6 protein-coding genes and 1 pseudogene are annotated in these 25439 nt (G+C 59.2%); 4 read left to right on the top strand and 3 right to left on the bottom strand.

Annotation, left to right across the window (positions count from 1 at the left end; translation table 11 throughout):
* Positions 1 to 430 precede the first annotated feature (430 nt).
* The 3 genes and pseudogenes from tnpA to tnpC all read left to right on the top strand — a co-directional run.
* Positions 431 to 730: pseudogene (gene tnpA, locus ACN9MU_RS16780) on the top strand (IS66-like element accessory protein TnpA); the annotation flags it as partial.
* A complete protein-coding gene (gene tnpB / locus ACN9MU_RS16775) occupies positions 727 to 1074 on the top strand; it encodes an IS66 family insertion sequence element accessory protein TnpB (protein WP_426317946.1) in 348 nt (115 codons plus the stop codon). The pseudogene tnpA and the gene tnpB, both read left to right, overlap by 4 nt.
* A 30-nt stretch (positions 1075 to 1104) precedes the next feature.
* On the top strand, positions 1105 to 2652 hold the full coding sequence (gene tnpC, locus ACN9MU_RS16770; RefSeq protein ID WP_426317945.1) for an IS66 family transposase: 1548 nt from the start codon (positions 1105 to 1107) through the stop codon (positions 2650 to 2652).
* A gap of 55 nt (positions 2653 to 2707) precedes the next feature.
* Here the strand turns inward: tnpC and ACN9MU_RS16765 are convergent, their stop codons facing one another.
* Positions 2708 to 2929 carry a hypothetical protein gene (locus ACN9MU_RS16765; protein WP_426343116.1) on the bottom strand — a complete coding sequence of 74 codons (222 nt, stop codon included), beginning with the start codon at positions 2927 to 2929 and terminating at the stop codon, positions 2708 to 2710.
* 119 nt (positions 2930 to 3048) lie between these two features.
* Here ACN9MU_RS16765 and ACN9MU_RS16760 point away from each other — a divergent pair.
* A protein-coding gene (locus ACN9MU_RS16760; protein ID WP_426336026.1) for an IS3 family transposase occupies positions 3049 to 4616 on the top strand; the annotation gives its coding sequence in 2 pieces (ribosomal slippage) (positions 3049 to 3487 and positions 3487 to 4616; 1569 coding nt in all).
* Between the two features lie 12 nt (positions 4617 to 4628).
* Here the strand turns inward: ACN9MU_RS16760 and ACN9MU_RS16755 are convergent.
* Both ACN9MU_RS16755 and ACN9MU_RS16750 read right to left on the bottom strand, forming a co-directional pair.
* Positions 4629 to 5051 (bottom strand): hypothetical protein, encoded by a 423-nt coding sequence (locus tag ACN9MU_RS16755; protein ID WP_426343115.1) that lies wholly within the window; start codon positions 5049 to 5051, stop codon positions 4629 to 4631.
* Between the two features lie 67 nt (positions 5052 to 5118).
* Entirely contained in the window at positions 5119 to 25371 is a 20253-nt protein-coding gene (locus ACN9MU_RS16750; RefSeq protein WP_426343114.1) for a calcium-binding protein, read from the bottom strand.
* Positions 25372 to 25439: the final 68 nt, after the last annotated feature.

The following is a 25439-nucleotide window of genomic DNA, read 5'->3' as shown; positions in this document are numbered from 1 at the left end:
ATCCAAACAATCACCTGCTGGTGTAAATACTCCCTGTTGTCCAGTCGAGTTGAAAATCGCACTTCGCTGACTGCCCATGGCACCAAGTACAGCGCGATCGCCAGGCGATGAGCGTAAAACACTTACATCAAAACCAGGGTGAACATGTGACGACCACCGCCAACCCAGTGCAGCCAGGTCTGCTCCAATTTGCGGCGTAATCGGAACTGATTCCGCATCACCACGATAGATCAAACTACGGCCCCCAAGGAGAACAGTAAGCGTACAGTCACCACCGTCTGGACCGTCTAGCAGGTCCCAGCCATGATTGAATTTTGGCACAGCAGTTGTGCCCACAAATTTGATTATGGACACGAATTTTCAACCAGTCATTCAGCGCGCGCCGAGAGGTAATTACCGGCGCCACTCCCTGGAGTTTAAGCGCAGGCTCGTCGCGTTGACCTTGGAGCCTGGCGCCTCGGTCGCTCGCATAGCGCGCGAACACGGCGTGAACGCAAACCAGGTATTCAGTTGGCGCAAGTTGTTCGAGGCGGAACTGCCGGTGCCCGATGGGTCAACGCAGGAGGCTGCGTTGCTGCCGGTGATGTTGGCGGCGCCAACAACAGCGCCAGTGCCGGAACAGCCCAACACCGGTGCCATCACGCTGGAGATTGGGCGTGTGAGATTGCGCATTGACGGTCAAGCAGATCCCTCTACGTTGGCGCAAATACTGGATCGGGTGCTGCGATGATCGGCCTACCGGCGGGAACCAAAGTCTGGCTGGCGGCCGGCACCACCGACATGCGCAGCGGATTCAACGGCCTGGCTGCGAAGGTAGAGACCGCGCTGGCGGAAGATCCATTTAGCGGCCACGTGTTTGTGTTCCGTGGCCGGCGCGGTGATTTGATCAAATTGTTGTGGTGGACCGGCGACGGCTTGTGCCTGTTGGCCAAACGGCTTGAGCATGGCCGCTTCATCTGGCCACAGGCCAGCAGCGGCAGTGTGGCACTGACGCAGGCGCAGTTGTCGATGCTACTGGAAGGCATTGACTGGCGCCGGCCCGAGCGAACTTGGCGCCCACAGTCGGCCTTGTAAACATGACAGCATTCTCGTAAACTGAGACGCATGCTGACCGCCACCGATCTCCCTGACGACATTGCCGCCCTGAAGGCAATGCTGTTGGCGCGCGACGAGCAAGTGCAGCGCCTGACGGCGCAGCTCGACACCCGCGCGGCAGAGATTGAACACCTAAAGCTGTTGATCGCCAAACTGCAGCGCATGCAGTTTGGCCGCCGTTCCGAAAAGTTGGAACGCCAGATCGAGCAGCTGGAGTTGAAGTTGGAAGACCTGGAGGCTGAAACGGGCGCCGCCGAAGAGGCCGAACCAGAGTCCAACCCGCCAGCGCGCCGCAAGGCGGCGCGCAAGCCGTTGCCAGATCATCTGCCACGCGATGAATGCGTGCATACCCCGGAGGTAGATGCCTGCCCGGCATGCGGCGGCGGCTTGCGCCACCTTGGCGAGGATGTATCGGAGCAGTTGGAATATGTGCCAGCCAGCTTCCGCGTGGTCCGCCACGTGCGTCCGAAGCTGGCCTGCAGCTGCTGCGACGTCATCGTGCAGGCACCTGCGCCAAGTCGGCCGGTGCAACGAGGGATTGCTGGCCCTGGCCTGCTGGCTCACGTGCTGGTGGCAAAGTACGCTGACCACCTGCCGCTGTATCGCCAGAGCGTGATCTATGCGCGCGAAGGCATCGAGTTGGATCGTTCGCTGCTGGCCAATTGGGTTGGCGCCGCTAGCAGCTTGCTGCGCCCCTTGGTTGATGCGGTTCGGTGCCACGTATTTGCCGCCACCAAGCTGCATGCTGATGACACCCCAATTCCGGTGCTTGCACCTGGAAACGGTACAACGCGCACGGCACGCCTGTGGACCTATGTGCGCGATGATCGTGCCAGCGCATCGGCGGTGCCGCCGGCTGTCTGGTTTGCCTATAGCCCAGATCGCAAAGGCATCCACCCGCAAACCCACCTGGCCCAATTTAAAGGCATCCTTCAGGCCGATGCGTATGCCGGCTTCGATGCCATCTTCGACAGCGGCCAGGTACGCGAAGCCGCGTGCTGGGCGCACGCGCGACGCAAATTCCATGACCTGCATGTGGCACGGCCATCGACCGTGACCACCGAGGCGTTGCGGCGTATCGGCGCGCTCTATGCCATTGAAGCCGAGATCCAGGGCCAGCCACCGGATCTGCGGCGCGACGCTCGATTGCTGCGCGCACGCCCCTTGCTGGACGATCTTGAACGCTGGCTGCGCGCCACGCTCACCACCTTGTCGAACAAGTCCGACACGGCCGCTGCCATCACGTACTCGCTCAAGCTGTGGCCAGCGCTGACCCGCTATTGCGATGATGGCCAGATCGAGATCGACAACTCGGCCGCAGAGCGCGCCCTGCGCGGCGTTGCCCTGGGTCGCCGCAACTACCTGTTTGCCGGTGCAGACAGCGGCGGCGAACGCGCAGCCGCCATCTATGCGCTGATCGGCACGGCCAAGCTAAACGGTGTCGACCCCGAAGCTTGGCTGCGCTATGTGCTGGCCCACATCGCCGACCACCCCGTCAACCGCGTTAACGAGTTCCTGCCTTGGAACTGCGCGGCGCAGCTCGCACCTTCCAATTAACTACACGCCGCTTCCCAGCGGTGTGTTCACATCATCAGGGAAGTAGGCGCTTCATTCAATACGGTATTGAACGGACGCTTACGGAGAACATCGCGAATTCATCTCCGGTCTGAGCCGTCAACGCTGCCAAAGCCTTCTGACCAAAGGACTTATGGACGATTGTGTTCGAGCCGAACTCTGGAAGCTGATCCAGCACAGCACGTTGGCGCGCATTCAGGTCTCCCATGCCGCGTGCAATAGCAGCTGGGTTACCAGTAGCGGGATTGGATGCGATCATTGGTGCTGAGCTATTTGCCCCATTTATTCTGTCGATATAACTGGGACACCCCCCCCAGTGTCAAAATAGTTGTCGCTCCGATAGATCTGAGAAAATGGGGGCGATAACAGGAGTGTGAAGTGGCACGGTACGGACAGGAATTTAAGGATAAGGCGGTAGCGCGTTTGTTGCCGCCAGAGAGCGCGTCGATCAAGGATGTCGCCTTGTCGATTGGCGTGAGCGAATCGACATTGGAACGCTGGCGCAGTGAAGCGCTGGCCAATCCGACGCAACGCCGCGAATGGACGCCCGCCGCGCGGTTTGAAGCGGTGCTGGCGACGTCCATGATGGACGAGGCAAACAAAGGCGCTTGGTGCCGCAGTAATGGCGTCTATCCGCACGAGCTGGCAGTGTGGCGCGAGCATGCAATCAATGCTTTAGCCGAACCTGGAGAGAAGCGCGTGACTGCGGCAGAGGCCAAGCAAGACAGGCGCCGCATCAAGGAACTGGAACGCGAGATCCGCCGCAAGGACAAGGCGTTAGCGGAGACGGCAGCTTTGCTCGTGCTATCAAAAAAAGCCGAGGCGATCTTCAGCAAGTACAAGGCCGAGGACGAATGATCGGACTCGAAGATCGCCAAGTCATGGCCCGAGATATCGCCGACGCTTGCCAGGCCGGTGCACGCCTGAGTGAGGCATGTGCCACAGTCGGCTTGAATGCGCGCACCCTGCAACGCTGGCAAGCGCACGGCGGCTTGGAAAACGGCGACCGCCGGCCGACGGTAATACGCCCTCTGCCTTCGCATGCGCTGACGGAGAACGAACGCGCTGCCGTTTTGGCCGCCGCGAACGAACCGCGTTTTGCTGACATGCCGCCGGCTCGCATCGTCCCCATGCTGGCCGACGAGGGCGTCTACTTGGCCAGCGAATCGACATTCAGTCGTATCCTGCGCGCCCATGGTCAGATTCGCCATCGCGGTCGGGCCAAAGCGCCGCGTCGGCAGCGGCCACCGACCACACATATCGCCACTGCGCCCGGCCAGGTCTGGTGCTGGGATATGACCTATTTGCCGGCTCGGGTGGCGGGCCGCTGGTTTTACCTCTACTTGATCCTGGATCTCTACAGCCGCAAGATCATTGGCTGGGAGGTGCATGCCGAGGATGATGCCGACCATGCCAGTCACTTGGTGCGCCGCACCGCATTGGCCGAAGGCGTCGCTATGAACCGCAACAAGCCAGTGCTGCATGGCGATAACGGTGCCACACTGAAGGCGACCACGGTGTTAGCCATGCTGCATTGGCTGGGCATCAAGCCTTCTTACTCGCGCCCGCGTGTGAGCGACGACAACGCGTTCGCCGAGGCACTGTTCCGCACCGCAAAGTATCGCCCGGAATTCCCATCGGGTGGCTTCGCCGATCTGGCCGCCACGCGCGACTGGGCCGCCCGCTTTGTGCAGTGGTACAACGTCGAACATCGACACAGCGGCATTCGCTATGTCAGCCCCGCACAGCGCCATGCTGGGCAAGACAAGGCTATTCTGGCAGCGCGGCATCAGCTCTATTTGGCTGCCCAGGCGCGCCATCCGGCCCGCTGGTCGGGCAATACGCGCAACTGGGCACCTTGTGGCGCCGTTACCTTGAACCCAGAGCGCGATCACGTCGTTTCCACCAGTGCAAAGGAGAGCCATACTCAGCAAATTGCTGCTTGAATCGGGCGACAACTACCTTGACACGCGCCGACCCGCCATCAGCATCCGCTCTTTTACCTCACGATAAATATCATTATCTTCAATTGCAAGAATACAATTCTTCACGCCATTAACGATTACATACCTTGCCTCTTTTTCTATGAGGCGTAGTTCCACTCCAGACTCCTTGCATTTTTTCTCAAGACTAACGGCAACATCCATACTTATCACATTCAAACTGACGGACGTCATACCTTTCAATTTTAATAGCAGTTCGGCTGTTGGCACTTTCGCGTACTCTGACGAAATGTTTTTCAACTTCAAAACATCTTTTCCAGTGACACCATTTTCAAAAAATATCACCGCTTCAATCTGTTTCGGCAACGGTCTCAAATGCCACTCTGGCGCAGACCCATCCCAGAGATACGAATAATTATCAATTTCTGCTTTACTCATGAAATTCTCCTGCAAAGCACAATTTGTAGCGATTTTTCACAATTTCTCACAATAAAGTCAAGAGCCATCATTGCCCCGGCTTTTTGGGAATCCAGATACTCTTTGTTGGATCAGAGTACAGTAATCCATTTCCGTTACTCAGATCACGTCCCAAACCAAACCTTACCGTCACGTTCCTATCAACTGGAATAATTAATGAACTTCTTTGCGGAGATCCTATACTTTGCAAGTATTCCATAACGGCCATATCGGCATCGCTAGCATAACGAGCGCCACCTGCCCCATTTATTCCAGGATGACTATGATTGATAAGCATACGATCTGCTTCCAACGGGAAACGTACACTTCCTCCCTCACCCGAATGCAAATAGTATTGGCCACCACCGCCATTTTTCCCTGGCCCCATTTTGTATGTGACAGCAAATTCAACGTCGTGTTTTGCCGTCAGATTCTCGATTTCAGCAATCGTAGGTCGACCTGCAATTGGGGTTCCCGATGCGCCAGGTAGTCCTTCACCTGCCCGTCCACCATATAGCAATCGTTGCACTGGTGATTCGAGTTGTGGGCCGACCAATGTATTTGCCCCAACATCTCCAACAGGTGACAATGATACCGATCCTCGACCTGGTGCGCCAGCAACCATCGCCCCTAAACCAGCAAGGAGCCCTCCAAATTCGTTAGCAGACGCAACTTGAAACTCATTCATTCCGGCCAAGCGACTCAATTGCCCTGGCAAGGCGGCACCAGGGAATCCTATCAACAGACTCATGCCAATTGAGTTTCGGGTGGTCAGGCGTTGATATTCGAGACGAGCCTCCGCAGCACCGTCCACTGCAACTGCCTTTGGCAACGCCAACTCATTCAGATACGCTTTCCGTTCCTGTTCGCTGGCCGTTTGCACCCACTCCGTTGTCCCGCGCGACGGCAGACGGCACAACGCTGCGATTTCGGCTTCTGAATACTGCCTTGAACCGCCTGCAATCATAAAGTCGGGCGCGGGTGGAATATTCCCAATTGCCTGACGAATTAACGCAGATGTACGAGCAGCCCGTGTTCTATCGCCGGCCGCAAACTCTGCGGCAATACCAGCGGCAGCCAGTGCATCGTTCTCGATCTGAAGCCTCGATGCTTCTTTAAACGACAACCTAAATTCATCCAACTCCGATGCAACATTTGGCAACGTACCAAGAGAAGCTTCCAGTTCCGGCGTGATGATTGGCTTGATCGGTAACGCTTCGATTGTAGGCATCGACTCGCCACGAGCCATTGCTCGGGCGGTGCTTCGTTCACGGGCTGCGTTCAGCTCCCGATCCGAATCGAATTGCTCCGCCAGGCTTGACCCGATTGCATTGCCGAATGCATCTGTCGCCACCTGAGCTACGCTTATCTTCCCTCCACGCATAGCAGCGGTTGCGGTCCCCGCTGCAAATCCGACAAGAGAGGCTTTGAACAATCGCTCGCCCCAATCCATCTGGGCGACGGCAACTTTATCATTAAGGTTCAGCCCATCCCCCATGGCCTTGCCCACTGCGCTACCGACTGCGGCTGCTACGACCCCGCGCCACTTGAATCCGTTCTGAAGGCCCAGCACGATGCTGACGCCTTGTGTCATTGCATTGCTCAACGCACCTCTCATCGCTGCGCCGGCAATACCCTCGCCCACTCCGCTCATCCCAGCAGTGATCGCAGCACCGATACCGGAAACCGCGACCTGTTTCCAACTGAACTTGGACTGGTACCCCATGGCGACCGAGGCGCCTTGAGTGATGGCACTGCCGACCATCGCGCCGGCCGCCGCCCCCGCCATACTTGCCGCAGTGGCAGCGGCCCCCGTCCACGCCGCCTCGGCTGCAAGTTTCGCTGCCCACTCCTGGCCGTATATGGTCGCGACAACGATCACAACAACGGCGACAATTTGCCCAACCACACCGCATCCCTTGCTGCCCGCCGGGGCAGCTGGGATCGGCATTGCAGGCGTGGTGTTGCCAACCGCATCGGCCGCATCATACGGCTTGAAGGTCTGGTAGTCGTTGCGGACCGTATTCACGCGCGCTGGAATACGCAGCGTCTTGCCGACAGCGAGCTGGTCATCGCCTGCCATGCCGTTGGCATCGGCGATCAGATACCACAGCTTGCTGTCGCCCCAAAGCGCTTGCGCGATGCTCGATGGCGTCTCGCCGTTGCCGCGCACCACGTAGGCGCTTGGCGGCGCCGACAGGCCACTGGCGGTCGCTGGCTGGTAGGTGTTGACGAAGCTGGCGTCGTAATCGTTCACCTTGCTGCGGCCCAGCAGTTGGCCGTTGACGATCAAGGAGTACGTATCGAGCCCGCCGTCATTCCTGATCAACATCTGGCCGTTGACATCGTTGATGAAGGTGCGGGACTTCTCTTCTGCGTCGTCCGGCTTTTCAATGACTTTAACGGCGAAGCCATTGCTGTCGTATTGGGTCGTAGTGTATGAGATCCCATCTGCGTTGCGCGCCGACGCGAGCGATTCTTTCGCCGTATCAAACCAAAGGTAGTCCGTTGTGAACTGCGTGACCGGGCCGCCGTTGGGCGGCACGACAATGTAGCCGCGCAGGTTGCCCGCCTTGCTGTAACCGATATGCGTCCCGTCGATCACGTAGCCGGTAACCATCTTGAAGAAGATGTCGTCCAGGGCGTTGTTGCCCAGGTCGCGCATCTTCTGGCGCGTCATGCGGCCTGCGGCGTCGTATTCGGTGATCCGGTATTCCTTGGCCAGCTTCCATTCGTCCATCAGCCAGCCCCAGGTCGCGCCTGCGTCGACGCCGGAGCGCACCACGCGGCCTGCGCCATCGTAATAACGCAGGTCGATCAGGTTTTCATCGCGGAAGGTCTTCTGCAAGCGGCCCGCGCCGTCATATTCAAAGCGTTCGGTGGCCACCACGTTCGAGGCGTAGTACTTGTCGCTGGTACGATTGCCGGCCCAGTCGTAAGTGATTTCGTGGCTGCCCTGGCCAAATTGGGCAATCTGGCGCGTGTTCCCTGGAAGGAGTTCGAACGTGACTATGCCATCGACCAGGGTCTGGCGATTCATCGCATCGAACTTGTTCATTACCCAGCGCTCGTTTTCCTGCCCGCTGTCGTTCGTGTACGTCGTGCGGACTGTCTCCCTGTTGCCAGCCGCATCATAAGTGATTTGCAGGTCGAAACGGCCATCACCGACGTGGACCATACGGCCCAGCTGGTCGTATTCGATGGAATTGTTCTGCACCACCCGGCCACCTGCTTCCGTCCTTTCGCGCAGGTGGTTGCCGGCCAGGTCGTAGGCGTAACTGGTCACCTTGTTGTTGGTGAGGTCGTCGATCCGCATCAGGCGGTCGCCATCATAGGTGTATTTCAGGTTCTGGCCCGGCAGCGTGCCGCGCTCGGGCGAAGTCTGTGTCGCCAACTGGCCGAGGCCGGTGTACGTGTAGGTCGTCCTGACGTTACCGCCGTTGGTGTGCGAGGCAAGCCGCCCGGTGAGCGGGTCGTACTCCCAGTACTGAATGCGCGGGCCGCCGTCGTCCATCATCACCATGGCGGTCTTGTGGCCAAAGGCGTCATAGGCGTAGGAGGTGGTCACGCCTACCTGGTCAACTTCGGCCAGGATATTGCCGGCGTGGTCGTAACGCACCACACGCTTGCCGTTCATGCCGTCCGTGGTCACCGTGCGGCGGCCAAGCTCATCGTATGCATACGACTCGGCCACTTCGCCTTCTGCGTTCAGTTGTCCAGCCCACAAGCTGCCATTGCTGTCTTCGTAGGTATGCCAGGTTTCGGCAAAGTTGGAGACTTTGCTTAAATGGGCCAGGTGATCATAGGCGTATTGGGTGTGGACGCTTCGGTCTGCACTGGTAAAGGTAAACATGTCGGTGCGGTCACCAAACATGCTGTATTTGTACTCGATCAGGCCACCGTCGGCGTGATGTTCTTCACCCAGCCGGCCATCGGCGTCATAGACCTTGCGCTGAAGGTTAAAGCGGCCATCCCGTTGGCCGACTTCGCGGCCGGCTTCATCGAAATAGGTTTCGCCCAGATAGCGCACTTCGCCAAGGGCACTGTCCACTGCCTCCTGCTTGACCATCTGGTTATTGTCGTTATAGCTATAACGGATGAACCAGTCCGGATTGCGGGGATCGGTCACTTCCAGCACGTTGCCCCAGCGGTCCAGACGCTGCATGCTGGTTGCGCGCACATTCTGCTCGACCGGTCCAGCCGTGCTGCCAAGGTATTTGACAGTGCGTTTGCCCGCATCATCGATGGTGACCAGCACCCGGACGGTTTCCTTCAGTATCTCCGATGTCCCTGTCTGTGGGGTGTAGTAAAGGCGGACATCGTACTGACCTGCAGGCGCCGCTGACATATCGAACAGGGCCTGGTCGCCGAAGTTGTGGACCTGGTCGCCACTCGACGAGACAAGCTGTCCGTTTGGCAGCGTGTATTCCATGCGTGGCGTCGCCAGGCCATCGGCAGGCATCGGCATTGTCACGTATGGCCCGCCGCGTGCGGCCTGAGGGTTGTCTACCTGTTTGTTTTCACTCAGGAGCACCCAGCCCTCGGTCACGTCTTTCTTATAGATGCGGACCGCGTTCCATCCATCGATTGACGGCCAGCCATACATACTCAGGGTAGTGTGGCGAACGCCGCTATCTTTATCGGGCTCAGGCAATTGGTCAACTCGCAGAATCTGCTCGAATGTCGGCGAGCTTGGCTCTGCAAAGCTGGTGCCGCGATCCAGCGGTGAAACGCCACCGTTGTAGTAAGAGACCTCGATCTTGATATCGCCGCTGCCCAGGCCATCCGGCAGGGTGAATCCGACGTTAACGACGTTGCTGCCTGACCAGTAGTAGCTCCAGTTCGGCCCGTCTACCTCGACGATGTCCGAACCGTCAGGAGAATGATATCTCCAAGCAACCCGAGAGGTTTCCTTCTCCTCCGCAGAAACGCTGGCATTAACGACCGAGCCGTTTGCGGGTATGTTGGCGGGAGCGCCTGTGCCGTGCGCGGTGCCGGTCTGGCTGACAGCCCGGCCCATCAGGTCATAGCTGGTTTCGTTACGGATGATACCGTTGGCTGTATCCAGGTTGCGATCAAGTTTTTCCGCTACAGCCTTGGCGGAATCGTACGATTTAAGGTCGATGTCCTTTGCGCTGCGGATCTGGACCGTCATCTGGCCCGCCACGTTATAGAACATAACCTTTTCGACCCGGTCGCCGGCATTGGTGCGCCACATATTGCCGGCGTTGTCATACGAGGCAGTCTCGTAGAGGGTTCCGTTGAGGCTCTTGCCTACGAGTTCGCCGAAGGCATTGAATTCGTTCTCGTTGACAGTCGTGCCGACATCGCCGCGCATATGATCGGTAACCGAAGCTGCGCGAGATGGGTCCGTACCTGTGCTGTCATATTTCAGCACCCACTGGCCTTGCCCGTCACGGATATAGACCTTAACGCTGTTGATAGATTCAATACCGCCAAAGGCTTCGGAAGAGTCGCTCCAGGAAACGGTGACACCTGTAGTTCCAGACAAGGGCGTCCAGAGGCCTGGTCCATTTTCCGTCTCCTCCAGCACCTTGACGCGGTCGATACCTTCTTCGACATAGTTGGGCGGGGCCACACCGCCCTGCTCTCTCGCCTCCTGGAAATAGCCCATCTTCGTCTTGTAATTCAGCTCGACTTTGACTGGCCCATTACCCAGGTCCGGATAATTCAACCGTACCCTATTGGTTCCGGTATACGAGGAAGATAGTTCCCTCGCAAGGGTGGGATAACCAGTATTCGGCGCACTCAACTCAATTGAGCTTAGTACCTGGTTGTTCTCTGCTTTTACTGCAACACCCGGGGTGATGACCTTCAGCACCTGGCCCAGCTGGTCGTACTGTGTGATCGTGAAGGTTGTCCGCACAAAGGACTCACTGGCCGACAACATGCTGGTCACGTTCTGCCATTGCTTGGCTACGCGGCCATAAATATCGTACGAGGTATAGGAAGTCTTCCCTTCAGCATCCGTCTGCGCGATGGCATGACCGTTGATGTTGTAAGTCGTCCAGGTAGTACGATCTGCGCTATCCGAGGCGGGGACAATGTAGTTCCCGGCCGCGTCCAGAAAAGCTGCCGTGGCGTACGCAGTCTGCTTGACCACATTGCCGTAGACGTCGCGGTCGAACGTGGTCAGTGCCAACTTGCCGTCTTTGCTTCCTTTGACCGTAATCGCGGCCACGTGTCCCGTGGCATCGTAGTAGCTACGGGTCTCGGCGCCGCTGGCATCCTTGGTTGAGAGCAAATTGCCGACGGCATCGTATTCATAGCGGGTGGTCACCAGGACATGGTCAGTCGCCATGGCGTTGTTCGCCCACGCCCCAACGTCAACATTGTGGCGTGTCTGGGCGGTCTTCTGGCCGACGTTGTCGTAGTCATAACTGGTCACGCGGTCCTGTTCGCTCACGTCCGCGGCACCAAAGGCGGAATCGGTCATGGAGCTTGCATTGACCCGGTTGGAGAACTCGGTGACCTTGTCAATTTCGCCGAATGCGCTGTATTCCGTCGTGGTCAGGAAGCCACGTGCTGCGTCTTCCGCTACGAACTGCGCAATGCGCTCACCGCGCTGGTTGTAGTAGTAGCGTTCTTCGCTTGGCGTGGTAAGTTTTGCGTTGATGTTTGCGGGATCTGCACCGTAGACGAATTTGTGGCGCAGTTCGCCAAAAGCGTTGTACTCATTGGCGGTGACACGCACCAGCATGCGGTAGCCTGGCGCGCCATTCACGTTATCGAAGACGTAGCTGCCCGGCTCGGCAACGGTAGCCACGCGGCCAAGGCGGTCGTAACTGGTCTTGATCGTGCGATCCTGGCTGTGATCCAGCGCTTCCAGGCGTTGCTTGACGTCCGCTTCGCTGAAGTCACTACCCGTCAAGTTCGGCACCACTGCATAGCGCGTCAACGCCGTCTGCTGGCCAAAAGCGTCGTACTCGAATCCAGTGACCTGGCCTTTCGCATCGATGTCGTACTTCACGCGGCCCATGCGGTCATAGACCTTGCGGCTGATCCCGCCGCCGACGTCCCGACTCATAATGGCATTGCCCATCAGGTCGTACGTTACCGTAACAGCGACTTCACCCGAGTCCATCTCCGCCATGCCGGCATCCTGTTCGGTGGAAGGCGTTTCAGCAGAATTGTAAATGCTGAAGCGCGGCAGGATGGTCTTCACCTGCCGCCCGGCCAGGTCGTACCGATAGCTGGTAGTGCGCTCGTAGCCAGCCACGCCGGCGGCTTCTGTGCGCGATACCAGATTGCCCAACGCGTCGTAATCCAGGCGCGTCGTCAGCGAGACGTTGGCCGTGACATGATCGTTGCCCATTACCTGCACCGGCGGTGCCACTTCTTCCATCAGTTGGCCGGCTGCATTGTAGCGATAGATCCATTCCTTGCCAAGCTTGTTGGTGAAGGAGATCTTGTTGCCTGCGCCATCGTAATGGAAGACCTCCGAATGCTTCTCACCGTCGGTCGAGCGCACAAGATGGCCCTGCGAATCGTAATCAAACGATTCGTGACGGCTCTTTCCAGCCGCGATCTGCGCGGTGCCAAACTCTGCCAGTTTATCCAGCGTCTGGTCGGCCTCGGACAGGGTCATCTGGTCCTGGTAGGCGTAGGTATCGGTCACCTGCCCCAGGGCGTCGTACCGCATTTCCTTAACATAGCCCTTGCCATCGATGCTGAAGCTCACACGCCCGTCTTTGTCGTAGACGTTGCGGCTGGTCCGGTCGTTGTCGGCATCAAGGTGCAGTTTGATGAAGTCGCCGACCAGTTTGGCGCTATTCATTCCCGACAACAAGTCCGCCGAGATCGGGGTTGCGTAGGCGATCGTCGTGGCGACACGTCCCAGCGCGTCGTAGCGCAGTTCACTCACGCCACCTTCCGCGTTGATCGTGTATTGCGCGCGGCCTGCGGCGTCATAGATCGTGCGGCTAACGCTATACGCCGCACCGGGCGTGAAGTTGACAGGTACAGCACCCAAGACTTGCGTGACGTATTCCGTCACCGCCACGACGTTGCCGCGTGCATCGTATTCCTGCCCGACGACATTGCCCTGGGCGCCGATGGTGTATTGCAGACGGTTGCCGGCATCGTAGACATAGCGTGTGGTGCAGTCGCGGGTGGCATTGGCCTGGCCACTCTTCAGCCAGGCCGTGTAGTCGGCGAGCGTTGGGTTGGCAGGCAGCGTGGCGGAGGTCAAGCCCGCCGCGTAAGCCGTGCGTTCGGTAACGTTGCCTGCCTTGTCGTAGGCTGCGCTCGACACGGCCCAGCGCAACGCGCCGTCCACCACGCCTTGCGCCGTGGCGGTATGCGTCACCCGGCCCATCTCGTCGTAGGCGAAACGCTGCATGGCATCGTTGATGCTGTACTTCAATGAGGCCGCCGACAATTCAGCGGCACTCGGTTCGGCCGACGTAATCTGCGTTGCTAATGTGCGCTGCACGGCCAGCAGGCCGTTGGCATCATATTCCCGGGTTTGCAGTGTCCAGGTGTATTTGTCGCCATCCCAGGCCTGGGCGGTCGCCGTGGCTGCAACGCGGCCTACTGCATCGTAGACAATGCGTACGCGCTCGTCGCCTGCGGCAGGGCTCATGCCAGCCAGTTGATCTGCCGTGGGAGCACCGTGGGTGAGCGGCGTTGCGAAGGACGTGGTGCCGACCAGGTTGCCGGCGCCGTCGTAGCTGCGAGTGGAGACCGACCATTGCTGACCGTTCTGCCCGGCCTCCAGCGCCGTGAAGGTGGCAGCCAGGCGGCCTGCCCTGTCATAAACGAAGCGTTGGTGCTGGTCGTGTGCGGCGTTGGTAAACCTGCCGGCGTCAATGCCTGACAGGATGTCGGCTTCCGTCATGGCAGGGTTGATCGGGGTGGCGAAAGCAAAGGTCTCGCTCACATTCCCCAGCACATCGTAGCGATAGGCCTTAAGCGCGCCCATCGGATCCACGGTGGCGGCAACCTGGCCGTCCTCGTTGTACAAGGTACGAGTGGCGATGGCAACCGGCGCCAGGGCTTGCAGGACCCCGGCAAGGGCAGATACATTGCCGCCGTTGAGCGTTGCCAGCGTCGACGCATCGATCACGCCGTCATAGGTCACATTTCGCGCAACCTGGTTGAAGGCGTTGTACTCCGTACTGACAACCTGGCCCAGGGTGTTGACCGTATGCGCGAGGTGGCCATCTGTATCATAGAAGTACAGCGTACGCGCTCCGCCCGGCGCAGTCATGCTGATGCGGCGGCCAGCATTATCGTACTGGTAGCTTACGCCGTAGGTATTCCAGACCGCATCGATCGCGGCGGGAGCTGCGCCCGCTTCAATGATGCGCCATGCTGCGCTGGCCGGCAGTTCTGCGGTCAGGCGGCCTTCTACGTCATAGCGCGCCAATGCCGATTCGGCTACAGGGGTACCCGCAAAGCGCATCACCGAAGTGACTTTGCCCAGCTTGTCGTACTTGTACTGGGTCACCGTCTTGTCAGGTGCGGTCTCGGTCGCAAGCTGGTTCAGCGCAGTGTAGGTGTAGTCCCAGGTGCGGTCGGCGATGGACGCTCCAGGGCGCAAGGTAGCGATGGTTGCGCCAGCCTGCCAGTTCACAGTCGTGGCATAGCGTACTTTGCGCGAGACATTGCCTTCCTTGTCGTAGACGGTCTCGGTCAGCGTGCCGCCAGCATCCACCGTGCCTACCTGTTGGCCTTTGCCGTTATACAAGTAGTTCGTCGCTACGGCGCTGGCTGCGACTGCTGCACGCAGATCGGCAAGGCTGCCAGTCGTGCGCAAAGCCGTGTTGGTTGCCTGGCGGTAGACGATGCTCGATACCAGTTCACCAGTGGCGCCGTAGACGAATTCCGTAAGATTGCCCGAACCATCGAGCGCGCCCAGCCGGTTTCCGTCTTTGTCGTAGAAGTAGCGCGTAACGCTGTCGGCCGGGTCGGTTGCCAGCGCAAATGCAGCCGGCGCATCGGTGAGTTTCAGTGCAGACGCGTCTACGGTTTCTGCGTGCCGCACTACCGATGCGATATGGCCGGCCGCATCGTACAGGGTTTCCGTGACTTCCCCCTGAGCGTCAACAGCCTGAACCAGGCGCCCCACGGAGTCATAAATGTTCCAGGCATGACGGTCAGCGGCTTTCGCGTCGGGCCTTACGCTCGCCAGCGTCCTGGCAACCGGCTTGCCGCCGGCATCGACCAGTGCCGACGTATCGACCGGCGTGGCGTAGGCAATGCTATGCGTCAGCTGGCCGTTCGATCCATAGCGGTATTCGACCAGTCTGCCGTCGCCATCGATGTCGGCGATCTTGCGGCTTGCGGCATCGTACATGACGAAACTGCGCATACCGGCAGCATCCACGGTCATGACCGGGCGGCCAGCAGCATCATGGAGAATGCGCGAGGTGCCGGTTGCCACGGCCGAGCTGGCGGTCCTGCTGAGCAGTTGGCCAGCGCGGTTGAGGACTTCGCTGACCGTGTTGCCGTTCACGTCGGTCGTGACTACCGTGCGAATTGCATCGTCGTACACCGTTGCCGTGGCTTGTGCGATCTCCGGACGAGAATCCAGCGTCGCGATGACGCGGCCAAGGCCGTCGTAGCTGTAGCTGACCTGCTTGTTATTGGTGTCGATGGTTTGCAGGAGCAAGCCGTTCTGGTCATAGGTATAGCGACGGACGGACTCCGTGCCATCCACCACACCGCTTCCGTCGGCCGCCAGCGCGGCATAGGTGGTCGAGGATCGTACCTGGCTGCGGCTGTCGTAGATGAAATCGGTGCGCACGCTGTTGCGGCGATCAATCCCTTCAGCCCAGGCCGCCAGCGCGGCCTCCGACGGCGCTTCCGTCGCCCCCAGGGTGGACACATTGAATTTTTCACCGGCGTATTCGAATGTCGTTACCACCTCGCCCTTGGCGTTGTAGAGCGATTCGGTGACGCGTCCCTCCGGGGATACCTGGAAGCGCAGGCGGCCCTGGGCATCATAGACGTTGCGGGTGGTCTCGCCGTTAACCGTCTGGGTTTGCACGAGGCCGGGTTTTGCGAAAGTGCGGCTGATCTCACGCACGCCGGCAATTCGGTCGAGAACCTGGTTGCCGTCGCTGTCGTAGGCGAATTGATTGACGACACCATTGGCGTCGGTCACGCTGAGGATGTTGCCGTTAGCGTCGTAGGCGTAGTCCGACGATTGAAGGGTCGTCAGGTCGGTCACCTTATCGAGCTTGCCTGCGCTGTCATACGTGTACTTGACCTGGTGGCCTGCGGGGTCTTCGATAACAGTACCGTCCGCACCGCGAACCAGGCGCGTCATACGTCCTGTGCCATCAGTCATCGTATCAACCCACGATGCGCCACTCACGGGGTCCTGCTTGTACGTCAAGCGCAAGGAACTGCCATCCTTTTGCGAGATGCGGGCGATACGTCCGCTGTCGCCGTCGTAGCTGTACATCGTCCAGTAGACGTCGCCATCGGCGATGCTGTTGTCGTCCGGTGTCAGGTCGGTACGCACCATCGTCAGGCGACGCTGACCGTCGTAGTCGTAATAAACACGGGTGCTGTTCTTCGCCAGGCCGTTCGAGGTGTAGTCCACGCGCACCGAAATCAGCTGGGCCGCGTTGTTATATACCATCACCACTTTTTCGCCGGAAGCGCCGGCGATGTAGTCCAACTGGCCGTCGGTCCGGTAGGCATACGTAGTGACGTTGCCGCTCGTGTCGCGCGAGTTCATAAGACGGCCATTGTTGGCCGCGTCATATGTTTCAATTACACCGCTAGCGCCGTCCGTCCAGATCCACTGCTGCAAGCTCGCATTGAATACCAGCTTGTCGTAGGCGCCCTGCCCGTCCAGCGAGCGATAGGCAGCGATCGAGGCATCCCAAGTGTATTTACCGCTGGACCCATCGCCGTTGCTGCGATAGGCGGTATTGGTGGCGGAATCCAGGCGCACCGTCCTGCCGGTGCTCAGTTGCCAGTTGGTCCAGCCAGTGAGGCCAATCTGGGACTGCGAGTTATAGGTTCGGCCGAGACTCACATCCAGGCCGAGCGACGCCAGCGCTGCATCCTGCTCCCGCAGCACAAAATTGCCGTTGCCGGTATTTACCAGCGTCAGCATTGCGTCAGTACCGACGCTGCCTGCTGCCTGCAGTGCGCCCGCATCGAGGTTCTCGATACCCATTCCGCCAAAGCTGGAGCCGTTGCTCATCATGGCAACAATCTGCGCGGTGGCGATTTCCGTGCCATCGGCAAAGCGGAATCTCTCGATGATGTTGCTGGTACCGACAAACCAGTTTTCGAACGTGACCTGGTCGACCTGGGAGGAGTTCGCTGGGTCGACTACGCGCACGACAAGATTGTTAGCGTTACGGGTAACATTCAAATGTGCCAACGTGATCGTTGGGCCAAATTCAAGCACGTCAAGGTCGGCATTGCTGCTATCGGCAATGGTATCCATGCCGTCGCCGCGCGCGAAGAGATAGGTATCGTTGCTGGCGCCACTGACCATGCGGTCGTTGCCGGTGCCGCCGACAATGACATTGTTGCTGCCGGCCACACCGCTACCGCTGATCTGGTCATCGTTCGCGCCGCCATCGACGTAATTGCTGCCGCCACTGAAGTTAATGGTGTCGGTGCCTCCATTGCCCTGCAGGTTGTTGTCGCCCGACGTATCGGTGATCTTGTCGTTGCCGGCGCCGCCAAGGATGGTGTTGTTGGCGGAGTCGCCGGTCAGCGTATCGGAAACGCTGGTGCCGGCAATGAAGTTCACCAGCGCCGGCAGAGCGTTGCTTGCGATGGAGCTGCCATCTGCAAACTCGAAGCGTTCGATCTGGTATTGTGCGTTCGTGAACCAATTCTCAATGGTGACCTGGTCGGAACGCCCCGGCTTGCCGTCGCCACCGACGAGTATCACCAGGTCGTTCCCCATCCGCATGAAACTCAGGTTGGACGGGGCGATGCCCATGCCAAAGCGCACGCGGTCCGTGGCGCCGCCATTCGCGCTGTCGTAATCGTAGATCGTATCCTGGCCGTCACCCCGGTTGAACAGGTAGGTGTCGGTACTGGAACCGCTTTCCAGGCGATCGTTGCCTTTGCCACCTTCCACTTCATTGGTCTTGCCCTGTCCGGCTCCAGCCGTCGAAATCTTCACCCAATCGTTTCCGGTGCCGCCTTTGACCGTGTTGTCGCTGGTGGACGCGAACTGGATCGTGTCGGCGCCGTCTCCCCCCAGGAGCACATTGCGCGTGCCGCCGGAGTCGCTGATCGAATCATTCCCGCTGCCGCCGTCGATCGTGTCGTTCCCGCTGGAGGTGCCAGTGATTGTGTCGTTGCCGCCCAGTCCATAAGTCGCACTGTTCTCGCCAGCGATCGGCCCAAGCGACCCGTCATTTAACTCCGTGCCGTTGCGCACGTTTGCCAGCGCGTTGACCTGGTCCTTCGACAGGCTGGCGCCATCGGCAAATTCGATCCGCTCCAACTGGTAGGTGCCAGTTGAATTGAACCAGTTTTCGACCAGGATGGTATCCAGGGTTGGGCTGCCCGCGTCGCCAATTGAAATCAGCAGGTCATAGGCATTGACGCGGCTGAAGCCCATGTCGCTTTGCAAAATGCCCTCGCCCAGCACCAGGCGGTCGATTTTTCCATACGCATTGACATCGTAGTCGGAGATCGTGTCCTGTCCGTCGCCACGGTAGAACATGTACGAGTCCGCCGCGTTCGAGCCAACCAGGCGATCGTTCCCGCGGCCTCCGGCAAGCTGGTTTGCGTAGGCAAAATTGCCGGGACTATAAAAGGTCACCGTGTCGCTTCCAGCGCCGCCGAAAATAGTATTGTTCGACGAATTGCTGTAGGTGATGGAATCGTTGCCCGAGCCACCCAATATCAGATTGCTGCCGGAACCCGCGTCGCTGATCGTGTCGTTGCCCGCGCCGCCATCAGTCGTGTCGCTGCCGCCCGGATCATTGATAAAGTCATTGCCGCCGTTGCCAACAATACTGTCATTGCTGTTGTAGCCGCGCAGGTTAGGGTCATTGGCTTCCGTGCCGATCAGGGCCCGCGCCCGGATCGTTTCCGCACTCCAGCTCGTACCATCGGCGAAGACAATCTGCTTCACACCGGTACTGCTGGCTGTGGTATCGGACGCCATGTTGGATAACACAATGCGCCCGACTTCAACCCCACCCTGGCGAATCATCAATTCAAGGTTGTAGCTGTCGATCGGACGCACAAAGCTGACGTCACCTGGATTGATGCCCGCCCCCAGCCTCAGCGTATCTTCGTTGCGCAGGCCGAAGATCGTGTCGTTGCCATCGCCCAGTTCATAGTTGAAGGTATCTGCCCCGTTCCCGCCGGTGTACGTGTCGTTGCCTTCACCGCCGTCCAGGTAATCGTCACCATCGCCGCCGTCCAGGGAGTCGTTGCCGCGTCCGCCTTCAACTGTATCGGCCCCACTTCCTCCGAAGAGGGAATCGTTGCCCGCGTTGCCAACGATGGAGTCGTTGCTGTTGTAGCCTCGCAGGTTGCTTTCGCTAAATTCCGTGCCGATCAATGCCCGGGCACGCAGCATGTCTGCGCTCCACACCGTGCCGTCGGCAAAAATGACCTGCCTGACGCCAGATTCATAGTAGTCGGACGCTTGATTAACCAACACAATGCGCCCGACCTCGGAACCCGCTTGGCGAATGACCAGGTCCAGGTTATCGCTGTATCGCTCGATCGATACGTCGGCTGGATTGATGCCGATCCCCAATTGCAGGACATCTTCATTACGCTCGCCAGTGATCTTGTCCCTGCCACCGCCAAGTTCGTAGATGTAGGTATCCGCGCCGGCGCCGCCTGTCAACTCGTCGTCGCCGCCGCCAAAACCGGTGCCGCCCCTGAGCGTGTCATTGCCATTGCCGCCGTACAGGAAATCGCCGCCTTCTCCTCCATCAAGGGAATCGTCGCCGTCTCCACCGTATAATATGTCTTTGCCATCGCCCCCAAGCAACGTGTCGTTGCCGGTTTCGCCCGAGATATTGTCGGCGTCACCACCGCCGTCAAGCAGGTCGTCGCCTGCACCGCCCGACAGCAAGTCGTTGCCGGCACCACCCAGTATGGAATCGCCGCTGGCATAGCCGTAGTAGCGATCGTTGGCGTCTGTGCCAGCCAGGGACAGGGTTCTTAACTTCGCGGCATTCCACACCGTTCCATCAGCAAAAACCACCTCTTTGACACCGTCCGCGCTATATTGGGAATCAGTGCCCTGGTAGTACAGTACAACGCGGCCAACCTCCATCCCGCGCTGGCGGATCACAAGTTCCAAGTCAATGTCGTTTCGCACGACAGTCACATCATCTGGAGCGATCCCTGCGCCAAGCTTCAGGATGTCCTCGTTGCGCTGGCCGTAGATCGTGTCTTTTCCATCACCCAGCTGGTAGATATAAGTATCGGCGCCGGCCTCCCCGTACAAATAATCATTGCCAGTCCCGCCAGCGAGGGTGTCGTTGCCGGCGCCGCCGTGCTGGGTGTCGCCCCCTTCCCCTCCATCCAGGAGGTCATTGCCGTCGCCACCAGAAAGGTCGTCATTGCCGCCTTTGCCGAACAAGGCGTCGTTACCGGAGTCGCCATACATCCTGTCGGTGGCCGTCCCGCCGTCAAGTGTATCGTCGCCATCACCGCCGTATAGGAAGTCGTTGCCGGAATCACCAAGCAGAACATCGTTCCCTGCGTGGCCGTACAGGGTGTCGGTATCGGCCCCGCCATCAAGGATATCGTCACCAGCTTCGCCGGACAGGTGATCGTCACCGGCACTGCCCGAAATGGAATCGCTGCTGCTGTACCCGTCCAGGTTGCTGTCGTCATATACTGAACCGGTCAGCGCACGCGTTCGGATCTCCGCAGCATCCCAGTACGTGCCGTCCGCAAATTGAACCTGCATGACACCGCTTACGTCGGTTGTTGCGTCCGACGCTTGATTGATCAAGACGACACGGCCGGCTTCGTATCCGTCTTTGCGGATCACCAGCTCAAGGTTCGCAGCATTTCGCACGATCGACACGTCGGCCGGATCGATTCCAATCCCCAGACGGAGCGTATCTTCATCCCGCTGCCCATTAATTTCATCCTTTCCGCCACCAAGCTCGTAGATGTAAGTATCGGCACCGCTACCGCCCTGCAAAGTGTCATCGCTGTAGCCAGTGCCGCCCTTGAGCGTGTCGTTGCCGGCATCGCCGTACAAACGGTCAGTGCCTTCGCCGCCGTCGATCAGGTCGTTGCCATCACCGCCATACAAGTAATCATTGCCCTGCTTTCCGAGCAAGGAATCGCTGCCCGCATATCCAGATATATTGTCATTGCCAGCGCCACCGTCAATGGAATCGGTGCTGGCACCGCCAATTAACCTGTCGTCGCCTTGTGTGCCAAGTATTACACCTCCGTACTCTGTTCCGCTTCGCGTTTCGCCTGCCGCTGGAATCACGGCAATCGACAAAATCTTCGCCGCATCCCATACCGTATTGTCGGCAAAGGTGATCTGCTTGATGCCGATGCCGTAGCTGGAGTCGTAGGCCTGGCCTACCAAAAGGATACGGCCAGTCTCAGCCCCATTTGGGCGCACTACCACCTCTATGTTGGTGCCGAGCCGAATAAGGCTGACGTCGCCTGTACTGATGCCAGCACCCAGCTTCAACGTGTCTTCATAGCGCCTGGTATAGATGGTGTCATTGCCGTCACCCAGCTCGTAGACATAGGTGTCGGTTCCGGCTTCTCCGTCAAGGAAGTCGTCGCCAGCGCCGCCATTCAGTAAGTCGTTGCCGTTACCGCCGTACAGTGTATCGGCACCACCATTGCCCAGGATTATGTCGTCGCCGTTATATCCCCGCAGTTCGCCGTTGTTGCGGTTGGCATCATCGACCAATGAACGTACACGGATCGTTGCTGCATCCCACACTGTGCCGTCGGCGAAGACCATTTTCTGGACACCGCTGGTGGTGTCGGAATCGTTAGCCTGGTTCGACAGCACGATACGGCCGACTTCCACGCCGTTCTGTCGAATGACGACATCAAGACACGGGCCGGAGACACCATGATAGACGCGTTCGAAGCTGACATCGGAAGGATTGATACCAGCCCCGAATTGCAGGGTATCCTCATTGCGCTGCCCATAGATCCAGTCGTTGCCGTCACCGAGCTCATAGACATAGGTGTCGGCGCCCGCTCCGCCGCTCAGTTCGTCATTGCCTTGGCCGCCGTTCAGGACGTCGTTGCCGTTCCCGCCATTCAGCGAATCGTTGCCGCTATTCCCAAGCAAGGAATCGTTGCCTGCGTCACCATCGATCCTGTCACTGTCTGCGCCGCCGTCAATGGTGTCATCTCCCGCACCGCCAGAGATGGTATCGCTGCCGCCATTGCCCTGGATCGCATCGTTGCTGCCATACCCGCTCAGGCTTGCTTCACTGGCCGCGGACCCGGAGAGGGTGCGCACGCGAAGAGAGGCGGCATCCCATACCGATCCATCGGCAAAGACGACCTGCTTGACGCCGTCGTAGGCACTGGCAGAGTCATAGCCCTGGTTAGCCAGCACAACGCGTCCGACTTCGACTCCCTGCTGTCGAATCACCAATTCCAGGTCGTTGCCATTTCTTTCCACCGAGGCGTCCGCCGGATTAATGCCAGCGCCCAGCCGCAGCGTGTCTTCATTTCGTTGACCGTAGATCCAGTCCTTGCCACTACCCAGCTCATAGATGTACGTGTCTGCGCCGGCATCGCCCCTCAATGTGTCGTCGCCCGCGCTGATGCCCAGGCCGCCACTGAGCGTGTCATCACCAATGCCTCCCGAAAGCTCGTCAACGCCCTCACCGCCATCCAGGATGTCGTTGCCGTCCCCTCCGGCCAGGGTATCGTTGCCAGAGTTGCCGAACACGCTGTCGTTACCGGAGCCGCCATCGATCGAATCGGCACCCGCCCCCCCATCAAGGGTATCGGCTCCGGCGCCGCCGGCCAAAGTATCCGTGCCGGCATTGCCGGCGATGAAATCGCTGCTGCTGTAGCCGGTCAGGTTGTCGTCGATCCCATCGCTTCCGATCAGGGCGCGCGCGCGAATCGTCGCCGCATCCCATACTGTTCCGTCCGCAAAAATGAGCTGCATGACCCCGCCGGAGCCGGAAGTGACTTCGGCCGCCATGCCCATCAGGGCAACGCGGCCCCTTTCCAGGCCACCCTGGCGGATGACAAGCTGCAGGCTATCGTAACTGTAACGCTCGAACGTCACGTCAGCAGGACTGATTCCCTCGCCCAGGCGCAACGTATCCTCGTTGCGCTGCCCGTAGATGATGTCGTTGCCATATCCGAGGCTGTAAAGGTAGGTGTCAGCACCTGCCTCGCCGTACAGGGTGTCGTCAGAGGCGCTGATGCCCGCAAGCGTGTCGTTGCCGGCTTCTCCATGCAATATGTTGGCGTCGAAGGCGTCTTCCAGCACGTCATTACCGTAGCCGCCAGACAGCGAATCGCGGCCTTCACCGCCGTTGATATAGTCGTCGCCGGAGTTGCCTTTCAACGATTCGTCGCTGGTAGTGCCGGTGACGATCGAAGCATATACCGGCGCACTCATCGCTACGGCGCCCATGAACATCATGTCGGCTCCGCTCATCACGCTGCTGCTCGCCAAGCCCTTGTCGTAGGAGGTGGCCATTACGTTGGCAGTGGCATCGAGGTCCGTCACTTCTGCCTGGCCAGCGGCGGTGGTGGTCGTCAGCAAGCGGCCCAGTCCATCGTAGGTGTATTGGGTGGTGCTGCCGTCAGGGGAAATCACCTGCAGCAGCTGGCCTGCCTGGTCGTAGACGAATGACGTTGTGCCGTGCTCGTCGGCTCGGGTCGCAACCAGGCCGCGCACGTCATACGTATAGTTCGTCCGCTGTACCGCATGCTTTTGCTGCACTTCATTGGCAGCCCAGGCGCGCAGGGCCGTTTCCGTGCGCGGGCCGCTGCCATAGCGCGAGTCCGGATAGCGGACCGTTGCGATGCGTTGGCCCGTAGTGTCATATTGATATTGCTGTACCTGACCGTCAGGTGCGACCACGAACGCCAGCCTGCTGGCGCCGTCGTACACATAGTTAGTCAAAGAAGCCTGGTAAGTGGCATCGTATGAAATTTCCGCCAGCAACCGGCCATCGGGCGCGAAGCCACGCTGCATGACCAGCATGCCGTCCGCGCCGCGGATGGCGACGCGCTGGCCGCGTGCATCATACTCGTAAGACATGGTCGCGGCATCGGCAGAAGCTGCGCGAACCACGTTGCCATTCGCATCGTATTCAAAGCTTGCCTGCGGCAGGCTGCCAGGAGTACCGACTGCCAGCAGGCGGCCTTCGCCGTCAAAGCTATAGGCGACGGCCTTGCCAGCCGCATCCGTCAGCACCGTCTGCCCTTGCTTGTATTCGATGGCCAGGGTGCCCTGCGCATCTGTAATACTCGCAACCTTCCACGCATCGTCCGCGTACACGTAGCTCATCCTGACCAACGTGCCATCTGTTTGCGCAATGCTTGCTACGCGGTTGCTGTCGCCATCGTAGGTGTACTGCACCACGTACGTATTGCCATCGGCGACACTGTTGTCTTCCGGGCTCAAATCGGTCGTCACACTGGCCAGGCGTTCAAGGCCGTCGTAACCGTAGCGCACCCGGATCAACTCCCGTGCGCTATCGCCGGTCACCGTCCGGTATTGGGTCAGGTTGCCGTTGGAGTCGTAGTCGAAATGGGTAGTGTCGCCGGAAGACGTGCGGATGGCAGCGACAAGGCCGCTTTCTCCATACTCGTAGTTCAGGCGCACACCTTCGCGGTCCCCGGCCAGCAGCAGGCGGCCATTGTGAGCCTCGTCATAAACCTCGTACAGACCTGTGCCGGTTTCGTCGCGCCACGTCCATTTCTGGTAAGAGCCGAAGACAAGGCTTTGGCTGCCGTTCTCGTTCAGGTAACGACCGCTGGTGGAGTCGAAAACGAAAACAGAGGAACTGCCATCGCCCTCGAGGCGGGTGATGTTGCTGCCGGAAGCGTTCAATGTGCCGATCAGCGATCCGACCTGCTTGTGCAGGCCGATTTTCCACTGGCGCCCGGCGCCTTCGTCGAAAGCCCCTTGGGAGTTATAGGTGCGTACCATTTTCAGGTCGACGCCGGCGGCCGCCACAAAGTCATCGCGCCGCTGTAATACCAGGTTACCGTTAGCGATATTCAGGAAGCCAGACTCTCGTGCCGCCCCTTGCGGCCAGTTCCCCGCCACGCCGCCCTGCCCCATCAAACCCAGCGAAGAATTCAACAAACCCGTACCGCTACCGCTAACAACCGAAACCATCCACCACTCCCAATTGATATTTTTCGTTGCCCACGGTCTGCACCGCGCCAACCTCATATCAATATATC

The organism is Pseudoduganella sp. R-32 (assembly GCF_049913245.1).
Lineage (GTDB): Bacteria > Pseudomonadota > Gammaproteobacteria > Burkholderiales > Burkholderiaceae_D > Rugamonas.
The sequence above is the reverse complement of the archived record's forward strand: the minus strand, read 5'-3'. Positions and strand labels throughout refer to the sequence as shown.

Coding starts and splice junctions, on each gene's coding strand:
- tnpB (WP_426317946.1), top strand. CDS start 727: ATGATCGGCCTACCGGCGGGAACCAAAGTCTGGCTGGCGGCCGGCACC.
- tnpC (WP_426317945.1), top strand. CDS start 1,105: ATGCTGACCGCCACCGATCTCCCTGACGACATTGCCGCCCTGAAGGCA.
- ACN9MU_RS16765 (WP_426343116.1), bottom strand. CDS start 2,929: ATGATCGCATCCAATCCCGCTACTGGTAACCCAGCTGCTATTGCACGC.
- ACN9MU_RS16755 (WP_426343115.1), bottom strand. CDS start 5,051: ATGAGTAAAGCAGAAATTGATAATTATTCGTATCTCTGGGATGGGTCT.
- ACN9MU_RS16750 (WP_426343114.1), bottom strand. CDS start 25,371: ATGGTTTCGGTTGTTAGCGGTAGCGGTACGGGTTTGTTGAATTCTTCG.